Origin of the sequence: Sporosarcina cascadiensis (genome assembly GCF_009650995.1) — a bacterium.
Taxonomy (GTDB): Bacteria; Bacillota; Bacilli; order Bacillales_A; family Planococcaceae; genus Sporosarcina; species Sporosarcina cascadiensis.
Genome location: NZ_WHVV01000008.1, coordinates 159059 through 170681, shown reverse-complemented (window position 1 = coordinate 170681; position 11623 = coordinate 159059). Strand labels below are relative to the sequence as shown.

Genomic DNA, 11623 nt, shown 5'->3' with positions numbered 1-11623 from the left:
CGTCGCAGCTGGAAGCCACCTAAAGCGGAATGCGCCGCTTAGCCTCGACAGGCACTGGAGGGCTGGCAGCAGTGGGCGTCTTTTGCCTGCTGAAGTCAGACCGAAGTGACCCGAGAGGCTGGCGCATGGAGCTGGAAGCCACCTAAAGCGGAGACGGCCGTTTAGACTCGACAGACGTTGGAGGTCTTATCGCAAAAGGCGTTCTTTGCCCTGGTCTCGATACTAAATCATATCAAAACCTGCATTACATACAAAACCATAAATAGCCTGAAAGGAGAACAAACATGGATTACAAAACATGGCGGCACGCTTTCAAGATTGATCCGGCAAAAGAAATATCGGATGAAAATCTTGAAGCAATCGCAGAATCAGGAACAGACGGCGTCATTATTGGAGGGTCTGACGGTGTCACCATTGAAAATGTACTTGACTTGCTGGCGCGTTTCCGCCGGTTTTCAGTGCCCCTCGCATTAGAAGTATCCACCGTGGAATCCGTCACGCCCGGATTCGATTATTATTTCATTCCAACCGTTCTGAACACAACAAATACAAAATGGCTCAATGGACTGCATCATGAAGCGCTCCGGGAATACGGGCACATGATGAATTTTGATGAAATCATCACCGAAGGCTACTGCATCTTAAATCCTGATTGCACAGCGGCTCAACTGACGGGTGTCAGTCAGGTGCCTGACGAGGAAGATGTACAGGCTTATGCGCGCATGGCGGAACATCTATTCTCGCTGCCTATTTTTTACTTGGAATACAGCGGACAGTACGGCGATCCCGCCATTGTGCGTTCAGCCAAAGAACTTCTTGAAAAAACCCGGCTTTTCTATGGCGGAGGAATCCGCACAGCTGAGCAGGCTAAAGAAATGGCAGCAATCGCGGATACGGTTGTCGTTGGAAATATTATCTACGAAAACTTGAAAAGCGCTCTGGCCACAGTAAAAGCAGTGAAATCTGTTCCTTTATCTGTGTGAATCATATATAATCAGAACAAACGTTCCGAAAAGGCGGTACTTACATGAATAAACTATCAGAAGACTTACTGAAAGGCATGAATCCTGAACAGGCAAGAGCTGTTAAGGCAACGGAAGGCCCGCTGCTGATAATGGCGGGAGCCGGATCGGGAAAGACGCGTGTGCTGACACACCGCATTGCCTATCTCGTTGTTGAAAAACAGGTGTATCCTTCCAATATTCTTGCGATCACTTTTACAAATAAAGCAGCACGTGAAATGCGTGACCGGATTGACGGCCTTTTGGGTGCGGGGTCCGGTGAACGCATGTGGGTTTCCACATTTCACTCCATGTGTGTACGGATCCTTCGGAGAAACGTCGACCGTATCGGGCTATCGAAGAACTTTACCATTTTAGACAGTGCCGATCAGCTGACAGCAGTCAAACGTGTGCTGAAAGAATTGAATCTCGATCCGAAACAGCATGATCCACGCGCTATGCTCGGCACAATCAGCAATGCGAAAAATGAATGCATAGATGCAGAGGAATTTCGCAAAAACTGCAATCCTCAAAATCCGTATGAACGCACAGTGGCGGATATCTATGAACGCTATACGAAAAAACTCCGCCAGAATCAGTCGATGGATTTCGATGATCTGATCATGATGACGCTTGTGCTTTTCGAACGCGTGCCGGATGTATTGGAATTTTATCAGAATAAATTTCAGTATATTCACGTCGATGAGTACCAAGATACGAACAACGCCCAGTACCGGCTCGTCAAAATGCTTGCTTCAAAATTCCGCAACATCTGTGTAGTCGGAGATTCCGATCAGTCCATCTATCGCTGGCGAGGCGCTGATATCGGCAATATCCTGTCGTTCGAAAAAGATTATAAAGAAGCAAAGGTTATTTTATTGGAGCAGAATTACCGGTCAACCAAACGAATTCTGCAGGCTGCCAATGAAGTGATCAATAATAATAAAAGCCGCTATGACAAAAAGCTGCGTACCGATAATGCGGAAGGTGAATTGATTTCTATTTATAAAGCACGTGATGAAAAAGATGAATCACAATTCGTCGTGCAGCAGATTATCGAGCTGAAAGAACAGCAGGGCCTGTCGCTTGACCAGTTCGCAGTTCTTTACCGAACGAATGCGCAGTCACGTGTAATTGAGGAATATTTATTAAAATCCAATCTGGACTATACAATTGTCGGCGGTACAAAATTCTATGACCGAAAAGAGATTAAGGACTTGCTGGCTTACTTGCGGCTGATCGCCAATAATGACGATGATCTGGCATTTGCCCGTGTCATCAATGAACCGAAACGCAGTATAGGCACCACGTCATTTGAACGGATGGCGATGTTTGCGCTCGAAAATGACCGCTCCATCTTTGACTCACTGCAGGAAGTGGATTTCATGGGTCTTCCCGCGAGAGCAGCCAATGAAGCTATGAAATTTCGTGAAATGATCGATGGCTTTTCGCAAATGCAGGAATTCCTGTCCATCACAGAATTAGTAAAGGAAGTCATTGATAAATCAGGCTACCGCAGCATGCTGGAAAAAGAAAAGACGATTGAAGCGGAGAGCCGTCTTGAGAATATTGAAGAATTCCTGTCCGTTACCGAAGCCTTTGAAAAGCGTGCAGAGGAAGAAGAGAGTGAACGTTCACTTGTTGCGTTTCTGACTGATCTTGCGTTAGTTGCAGATATTGATACGCTCGATAAAGAAGAAAATTCTTCCACGGAAAAAATCGTCCTGATGACGATGCACGCTGCAAAAGGACTGGAATTCCCTGTCGTCTTCGTAATCGGCCTGGAAGAGAACATCTTCCCGCATATCCGTGCGCTGGATGATCCGGAAGAAATGGAAGAAGAGCGCAGACTGGCTTACGTGGCAATTACACGTGCGGAGCAGCGTCTATATATGACCTGTGCAGGCTACCGGATGCTGTTCGGACGTTCGAACTTTAATTCACCTTCCCGTTTCCTTAATGAAATTTCAGAAGAACTGATCGAAATGCTCGCTGACGGCAACGGCATGAGTGTGCCATTCGACAGAGCACCACAAAAGCCGGGTGTTCCGCGCACTGCTGTCAAACGTCCGCTCTATAATGAAAGCGGCGGAGAGAAATTGCAGTGGACGCCTGGCGATAAAGCCACCCACAAGAAATGGGGAACTGGCACTGTCGTCAGTGTAAAAGGAGCTGCAGATGATCTGGAACTCGACATCGCTTTCCCTAATCCTGTCGGCATCAAAAGACTGCTGGCTAAATTTGCACCAATCGAAAAAGAATAATGTGTTTCTGAGGAGTGTGGACTAACGATGGATGATGTACTGGAACTGGAAAAACGGGTTGCTGAGCTGAATAAAATCCTTCACGCGTACGGACATGCCTATTATGACTTGGATGCTCCGGTCGTACCTGATTCAGAATATGATGAGAAAATGCAAGAATTGCTGGCAATTGAAGCGGAACATCCGGATTTGATCTATCCTGATTCACCCACCCAGCGAGTGGGCGGAAAGCCGCTTGAAGTGTTCAGTAAAGTCGTTCATCGCCATCCGATGCTCAGTTTAGCCAATGCATTCAATGAAGAAGATCTGCGTGAGTTTGACCGGCGTGTGCGGGAGTCTGCAGGCAGTGCCGTGTATGTCTGTGAATTGAAAATCGACGGTCTTGCAGTCTCGCTTCAATATGAAAATGGACAGCTTGTACAAGGCTCTACACGGGGTGACGGTGCAGTCGGTGAAGATATTACGGCGAATCTGAAAACAATCCGTACGGTACCGCTGAAACTGAAAGAACCGCTGACCATTGAGGTACGCGGAGAAGCCTATATGCCGAAGCGCTCGTTTGCCGATCTGAATGAAGCCCGTGACGAAGCGGGAGAAGCGCCGTTTGCGAATCCGCGTAACGCAGCCGCCGGATCGTTGCGCCAGCTCGATCCGCAAATCGCAGCAAGCCGCAACTTGGCAACATTTATTTATGCGGTCGGCGGAGATGCAGAAGTATATAATTTGGACAGTCATTCAGAAGCGCTGGATCAGTTGGATGCAATCGGCCTGACGACGAATCATGAGCGTAAGCGCTGTTCTTCGATCGAAGAAGTATTTGAATACGTGGCATACTGGACCGAAAACCGTCAGTCACTCGATTACGAAATAGACGGCATCGTCATTAAAGTCGATAATTTCGAGTCACAGGAACAGCTAGGCTATACGGCAAAAAGTCCGCGCTGGGCAATTGCTTACAAGTTTCCCGCTGAAGAGGTCCGCACTAAATTAATGGATATCGAACTGAGTGTCGGCAGGACTGGAGTTGTCACACCGACGGCGATACTGGAACCTGTAAGGGTGGCGGGCACGACAGTGGGACGGGCTTCACTGCATAATGAAGATTTAATCCGGGAAAAAGATATCCGAATCGGTGATCTGGTTGTACTTCGCAAAGCCGGAGACATCATTCCGGAAATCGTCATGGCGGTTACAGCTGAACGGACAGGCAGTGAAGAACCGTTTGAGATGCCTGCCGAATGTCCCGTATGCAGCTCTGAACTGGTACGTATTGAAGGGGAAGTTGCCCTGCGCTGTATGAATCCGAAATGCCCTGCCCAAATGAAAGAAGCGCTTATTCACTTCGTCTCACGAAAAGCCATGAACATTGAAGGAATCGGCGAAAAACTGGTGGAGCAGCTCTATATGGCCAATCTCGTGCAGGATGTATCAGACCTTTATACACTGACAGAAGAATCACTGCTTACTCTTGAGCGGATTGGAGAAAAGTCAGCGAATAATATTATTTCTGCAATTGAGCAGTCCAAGGAGAATTCGTTGGAGAAGTTATTATTCGGTCTTGGAATCCGTCATGTCGGGGAAAAAGTGGCACGTATTTTAGCAGAGGAATTCCGTACGCTTGATGCGCTGGAGCAAGTGACAGAAGAGCAGCTGATCCATGTGTTTGAGATTGGCGATATTGTGGCGGATGCGGTAGTGACGTATTTTAGTACAGAAGAAGTTCAGGAAGTAATGAACAAATTGCGTTCGTACGGCGTCAATACTATATATAAAGGTGTCACGCGTGAAGAATTGCCGACTACCGGTCCGTTTGCAGGAAAAACGGTGGTTTTGACTGGGAAACTGTCACAGCTGACTCGCTCGGATGCCAAAGCGCAGATTGAAGCGTTCGGCGGTACAGTCAGCGGCAGTGTCAGCAAAAAAACAGATCTTGTTATTGCAGGTGAAGACGCAGGCTCCAAGTTAACGAAAGCACAAGAGTTAGAAATTGAAATTTGGGATGAACAAGCAATGCTTGATGCCCTTGGAGTGGATATGAATGAAAAGTAGAACTAAATGGTTGGTACCAAGTGTTCTGTCGGCTGTATTGCTGACGGGATGCCTGCCGACACCGGGTGATGATCAGGAGAAAGCGGTTCAGGAAACAGATGAGAGCGAACAAGAGATGGTGCTTATACCTGAAGATCAGGTCAAAGATGAGTATTATCGTACCCCTGTTCCTTTCAAAAAAAGCGCGAGCAGGGGACTGGTCGTCAGTAATTTGAATACGAAATATGATATGCAGGAAACAGAAGAAGGACTGCTGCGGCTTTCTACACAGTATTTCGATCCGGCCAATTATTATTTCCAGGAAGGTCAGTATATTGATCGAGATACTGCAAAGGAATGGCTGTCACGGAAATCCAATTACGAAGCCGGATTGAATCCAGCCATTAAAGACGATATGACACCGGAACAGATTGCAGAGAAAGCGCCGATTTACCTAGCCCATATCGTCGAACAGAACTATTTGCAGATGACAGATGAAAAGAAAGTGAAGCTGGCGGGGATGACGATCGGTCTGGCGATGAATTCACTTTATTATCCGCGTGAAGGTAATGAGCGTCCGATTGACGATAAGACCATTGAGGAAAAAGGCAAGCAGATGGCGGACATTATTTTGCAGCGTCTGCGTGCGAAGCCGGAACTGGCAGATATACCGATTGCTGTCGGTCTGTTCAAGCAAAAGAGCCGGAATGATATCGTTCCGGGTACATACTTTGCCACAGCGATTGCACAAAAAGGAAAAAATGAATTCACAGGATGGAAAGAAGTAAACGAAACTTATGTTTTGCTGCCGGCATCCTCTCCGACAGGCAATTATCGCGAATTAAATACCACGTTCAAGAACTTTAAACAGGATATTGACGATTATTTCGAAAGCTTCGTAAATGCTGTGGGGACAGCATACTTTAAGGATCAAAAGCTTAATTCCCTGCATATTGAAATACCGATCCAGTTTTTTGGCAAGAGTGAGCTGATTGCGTTTTCGCAGTATTTGACGTCATTGGTAAAAACACATTTTAAAAATATACCCGTGGAGATTAGTGTTACGTCGGTCAACGGTCCTGAAGTATTGATCGTGAATGAAGGAAACAGCAAAGAACCATTTGTGCATGTCTATGGCTATTAACGTGACAGTTCCTGACATAACAAACTTTCCAATGAACTGATAAAATGGTATGATGAACTGAAAACAGTTTAGCCTCCGGCGGATGTCACAGACTGAATTTGAGCTTGCTTGAATTCAGTCCGGGCGCAATTACGCGGAGGCGTAATTGATTTAACCGATGGTAAAATGAGGAGGAACGATGTATGACAACATTTTCAAAAGATGACGTCAAGTACTTTGCGGATTTCGTCCGTATCGGCGTTTCTGAAGAGGACAAAGAATACTATGCTGCAAAAATTGCAGATTTAATTGCAAGTGTTGAAAATTTAAATGAAGTGGACGTTTCCGGCGTCAAACCGATGACACATCCGATTCCCATGATCAACGTATTGCGCGAGGATACGCCAAAAGATATCCTGGACCGCGAAAAAATGCTGGCAACTGCGGAAGACCATGAAGACGGTCTGATTAAAGTGCCGGATATCCTGTAAACGAGTCAGGCAGATCCGTAAAATAACTGCTTTGCGCTACCATGATTTTTAGGAGGAAAAGTGATGACGTTAACAAGTAAAACAGCCGCAGAACTTCGGGAGCTTTTTCAAAAGGGAGAAGTTACGGTCAAAGAAGTAACAGAAGAGACATTTAAAACAATCGAACAGACAGATGAAAAAATCCACGCATTCGTTCACCTGACAAAAGAAGAAGCTTTGAAGCATGCGGAGCAGCTGGACAAGCAGGCTGCAAATGAACGCGGACCGCTTTATGGCGTGCCTGTCGGGATCAAAGACAATATCGTTACAAAAGATATCGTGACAACATGTTCCAGCAAAATGCTCGAAAACTTTGTCCCTGTTTACGATGCAACAGTAGTTGAAAAACTTCGTGCGGCCGGTGCGGTCTCTGTCGGCAAATTAAACATGGACGAGTTCGCCATGGGTTCCACGACGGAAACTTCTTACTTTGGAAATACCTTAAACCCGTGGAATTTGAATCACGTGCCCGGCGGTTCTTCAGGCGGTTCTGCAGCAGCAGTTGCAGCAGGTGAAGTTCCGCTTTCATTGGGATCAGATACAGGCGGTTCTGTTCGTCAGCCGGCTGCATTTTGTGGTGTCGTTGGAATGAAACCTACATACGGACGTATTTCCCGTTTCGGTCTGACGGCTTTCGGTTCTTCACTCGACCAGGTCGGCCCGATTTCCCGTACGGTGGAAGATAATGCCTTACTATTGAATGTGCTGGCAGGAGAAGACGATAACGACAGTTCATCCTCTGCAAAAGTAGTTCCAGATTACACAGCAGCTTTGACAGGTGATATTAAAGGCCTGAAAATTGCTGTGCCTTCTGCATATTTAGGTGAAGGTGTGCAGCCGGAAGTTGCGGAAGCAGTGAAGGCGGCATTGCAAGTACTAGAATCGCAGGGAGCTTCTTGGGAAGAAGTCGAATTGCCGCATGTCCAATATGCGCCGACAGTGTACTATGTAATATCTTCATCTGAAGCCTCTTCCAACTATTCCCGTTTCGATGGATTGCGTTACGGTTTCCATACGGAAAATCCGGAAAATCTGGAACAGGCCTACTTCCGTACACGTCAGGAAGGATTCGGCCGGGAAGTGAAAAAACGTCTTATTTTTGGAACATACGCTATGAGTGCGGATCACCATGAAGAAGTGTATGTGCGCGCACAAAAAGTCCGTGCGCTGATTGCTGAGGATTTCAATAAAGTCTTCGAAGACTATGATGTCGTTATCGGGCCATCTGCTGCATGTCCTGCACTTCCACTGGGAGACACACTGACAGATAAAGCGGTATATTATGCAAATGATATACTGGCAACTCCAGCCAACTTAACAGGACGTCCGGCAATTTCCTTGCCTTGCGGATTTGTGAATGAACTGCCGATCGGACTGCAGATTATGGGTAAACACTTTGATGAAGAAACAGTTTATAAAGTAGCACACGCGTATGAACAGGCAACTGATTTCCATAAGCGGACTCCAGCGATTCAGGAGGGGAACTGATCATGAACTTCGAAACCATTGTCGGATTAGAAATCCACGTAGAATTAAAGACAGATACGAAAATCATGTCGCCGGCACCTGCTCATTTTGGCGCCGAGCCGAATAAAAACATCCATGTAACAGATATCGCCTACCCGGGTGTACTGCCTACATTGAATAAAAAAGCTATCGAATTCGGTATGAAGGCATCCATGGCATTGAACTGTGATGTTGCACCCGTCATGAACTTTGATCGTAAACACTACTTCTACCCGGATAATCCAAAAGCGTATCAGATTTCACAGGATAAGCGTCCTGTCGGTTCAAACGGCTGGATTGAAATCGAAGTGGAAGGCAAGAAGAAAAAGATCCGCATCGAGCGCGTTCATTTAGAAGAAGATGCAGGAAAACTGACGCATACCGAAAACGGCTATTCACTGGTCGACTTGAATCGTCAGGGAACTCCTTTGATTGAGATTGTCACAGAAGCAGACGTGCGTTCTCCCGAAGAGGCGTATGCATTCCTGGAAAAATTGAAAGCCATTATTCAATATACAGGTGTTTCTGACGTTCGGATGGAAGAGGGTTCACTTCGCTGTGACGCGAACATTTCACTCCGTCCGTTCGGCCAGGAGAAATTCGGTACGAAGACTGAATTGAAGAACTTGAACTCATTCAACTTTATCCGCCGCGGTATTGCGAATGAAGTGGCACGTCAGGAAAAAATCCTGCTGTCTGGCGGAACGATTCAACAGGAAACCCGTCGTTACGACGAAGCAACAGGCGAAACAGTATTAATGCGGATCAAAGGAAGCGCGAATGATTACCGCTTTATCAATGATCCGGATCTGCCGGAAGTTCATATTGAGCAAGAGTGGATGGACCGTGTACGTGCGGAAATTCCCGAATTGCCGGATGCTCGTAAAGCACGCTATGTTTCTGAATTGGATCTTCCTGAGTATGATGCTCACGTATTGACATTAACAAAGGAAATGTCTGACTTTTTCGATGCAACAGTGAAAGCCGGAGCAGATGCGAAACTTGCTTCCAACTGGCTGATGGGCGACGTATCAGCTTACTTGAACGCAGAATCGAAAGAATTGCATGACACGCCGCTGACTCCTGAAAATCTGGCTCAGCTGGTGAAATTGATTACAGACGGTACGATTTCATCCAAAATTGCAAAGAAGGTGTTTGCTGACCTTGCGAAAAATGGCGGAAATCCTGCAGATATCGTCAAGGAAAAAGGCCTCGTCCAAATTTCTGATGAAGGTACACTCCGTACTGTCATTACAGAAATTCTGGATTCAAATGAGCAGTCCATTGAAGACTTCAAGAACGGGAAAGACCGTGCAGTCGGCTTCTTAGTGGGGCAAGTAATGAAAGCGACAAAAGGACAGGCAAACCCGCCATTAGTGAATAAGCTCTTAATGGAAGAAATCAAGAAAAGATAATACCGCAGCATGACTCGTTGTGTAAAAACGTTCCAGGAAGAGACCGAAACAGTCCAGCCTGGGCGTTTTTTCGACTTAATGATTTACATCAAACAGGAGGGGATTGTCATGAAAACAGAACAGCAATATTTTGAAGAGGGCCAAACACTTCAGGATTATATGGACAATATGGGAACGCATAAAGAAAACAGTTTTTTGATCTATAATGAGTTTGAAGTGCCGAAGGACGATGAATTTATTGAAATACTGAAAGATAAACAACCCCATATTCTCGTCATTACAGAAGACTGGTGCGGCGACGCAATGTTGAATAACCCGATTTTGAGACGAATTGCAGAGGCGGCGTTCGTTGACGTACGTACCGTATTGCGAGATGAAAATCCTGATTTGATCGATCGTCATCTGACGAATGGCGGACGTTCAATTCCAATATATATCTTATTGGATTCAGAAGGTGAAGTGCTGGCTAAATGGGGTCCGCGTGCTCCAATTTTACAAAAATACGTAATGGCGGGCCGTGCCGAGCTGCCGGAACAAGATCATCCGGACTTTGAAGAAAAGCAGAAAGCATTCTATTCAAAGTTGATGTCGGAATATACGGCAAAGCCTGCTAACTGGCTTGCGGTGTATGGTGATATCCGTTCTGAATGGCTGCCGGTGCTGCAACAAACGAATTAACGAGTTTCAAGAATTCATATGATGATGGTAAAGGTCTGAATTGTCATTTCAGACACGAAAGGATCGAGGGGAAAGTGTATGAAACGTGCACGTATAATTTATAATCCGACTGCAGGAAAAGAAGCATTCCGCAAGCATTTGGCAGAAGTCCTCGAAAAGCTCGAGAAAGCCGGTTATGAAACTTCCGCTCACGCAACAACGTGTGAAGGTGACGCGACTGACGCAGCAAAAGAAGCGGTGCGCAGAGGATTTGATGTAGTAATTGCTGCAGGCGGCGATGGAACGCTGAATGAGGTAGTGGAAGGTGTAGGGCACTTCGAAGAACGTCCAAAAATCGGTCTGATTCCTATGGGTACGACAAACGACTTCGCCAGAGCGCTGCGTATTCCAAGAGATATCGACGGTGCAGTTGATATCATCTGTAGAGGTGAAACAACGCCTGTCGATGTCGGCCTGATGAATGATCGCTATTTCATTAATATTGCCGGCGGGGGCAGAATGACGGAATTGACGTATGAAGTGCCAAGCCGTCTAAAAACTGTACTCGGTCAGCTTGCATATTACCTGAAAGGCATTGAGATGCTGCCGTCCATCCATTCCAGTCATATGCGAATTGAATATGATGGAGAAGTTTTCGACGATGAAGCAATGATGTTCCTGATTGGATTGACCAATTCAGTCGGCGGATTTGAAAAGCTGGCACCTGATTCCAGTATTAACGATGGATACTTTACGCTGCTCATTTTGAAGAAATGTAATATTGCTGAGTTTATTCGTATCGTTACTCTCGCTTCCAGAGGGGAACATTTAGATGATCCACTTGTTATTCAAGCGAAAGCGGAGAAAGTAGTAGTTACTTCAAATGATGAAGTACTGCTGAATTTGGACGGGGAGTATGGCGGTGTCCTGCCGGCGACATTCGAAAACCTGTACAGGCATGTAGAAATGTTCGTCCCGCTGCAGAAGTTGCGATTGCAGGACAAAGTAGAAGAAATTCAATAAAAGCAAAACAAAAGACTATTCCAATCGACGCGATAAGTTCGGATGGAATAGTCTTTTATTGTTTGAAATTAGTATG

Annotated in this window: 9 protein-coding genes; all 9 read left to right on the top strand. The window is 46.1% G+C overall.

All coding sequences use genetic code 11. From position 1 onward, the window contains the following. The first annotated feature begins 284 nt into the window (after positions 1–284). The 9 genes from pcrB to GDZ68_RS10415 all read left to right on the top strand — a co-directional run bounded on the left by pcrB (position 285) and on the right by GDZ68_RS10415 (position 11547). Positions 285–983, top strand: a complete 699-nt coding sequence (pcrB, locus tag GDZ68_RS10455) for a heptaprenylglyceryl phosphate synthase (protein WP_153722243.1) — start codon at positions 285–287, stop codon at positions 981–983. A 44-nt stretch (positions 984–1027) separates the two neighbouring features. After that, complete coding sequence (gene pcrA, locus GDZ68_RS10450; RefSeq protein WP_153722242.1) at positions 1028–3265, top strand: DNA helicase PcrA; 2238 nt, start codon at positions 1028–1030, stop codon at positions 3263–3265. Between the two features lie 27 nt (positions 3266–3292). Continuing rightward, on the top strand, positions 3293–5314 hold the full coding sequence (gene ligA / locus GDZ68_RS10445; protein WP_153722241.1) for an NAD-dependent DNA ligase LigA: 2022 nt from the start codon (positions 3293–3295) through the stop codon (positions 5312–5314). After that, entirely contained in the window at positions 5304–6437 is a 1134-nt protein-coding gene (locus GDZ68_RS10440; protein WP_153722240.1) for a CamS family sex pheromone protein, read from the top strand. The genes ligA and GDZ68_RS10440 overlap by 11 nt, the downstream gene beginning before the upstream one ends. A 182-nt stretch (positions 6438–6619) precedes the next feature. Next, positions 6620–6907, top strand: a complete 288-nt coding sequence (gatC, locus tag GDZ68_RS10435; RefSeq protein ID WP_153722239.1) for an Asp-tRNA(Asn)/Glu-tRNA(Gln) amidotransferase subunit GatC — start codon at positions 6620–6622, stop codon at positions 6905–6907. 63 nt (positions 6908–6970) lie between these two features. Continuing rightward, positions 6971–8434, top strand: a complete 1464-nt coding sequence (gene gatA / locus GDZ68_RS10430; RefSeq protein WP_153722238.1) for an Asp-tRNA(Asn)/Glu-tRNA(Gln) amidotransferase subunit GatA — start codon at positions 6971–6973, stop codon at positions 8432–8434. Between the two features lie 2 nt (positions 8435–8436). Beyond that, positions 8437–9867 carry an Asp-tRNA(Asn)/Glu-tRNA(Gln) amidotransferase subunit GatB gene (gene gatB / locus GDZ68_RS10425; protein ID WP_153722237.1) on the top strand — a complete coding sequence of 477 codons (1431 nt, stop codon included), beginning with the start codon at positions 8437–8439 and terminating at the stop codon, positions 9865–9867. Between the two features lie 108 nt (positions 9868–9975). Then, on the top strand, positions 9976–10545 hold the full coding sequence (locus GDZ68_RS10420) for a thioredoxin family protein (protein WP_153722236.1): 570 nt from the start codon (positions 9976–9978) through the stop codon (positions 10543–10545). A gap of 78 nt (positions 10546–10623) precedes the next feature. Then, the gene (locus GDZ68_RS10415; protein ID WP_153722235.1) at positions 10624–11547 is read left to right on the top strand and encodes a diacylglycerol kinase; all 924 of its coding nucleotides are present in this window, start codon (positions 10624–10626) and stop codon (positions 11545–11547) included. The last annotated feature ends 76 nt before the right edge of the window (positions 11548–11623 follow it).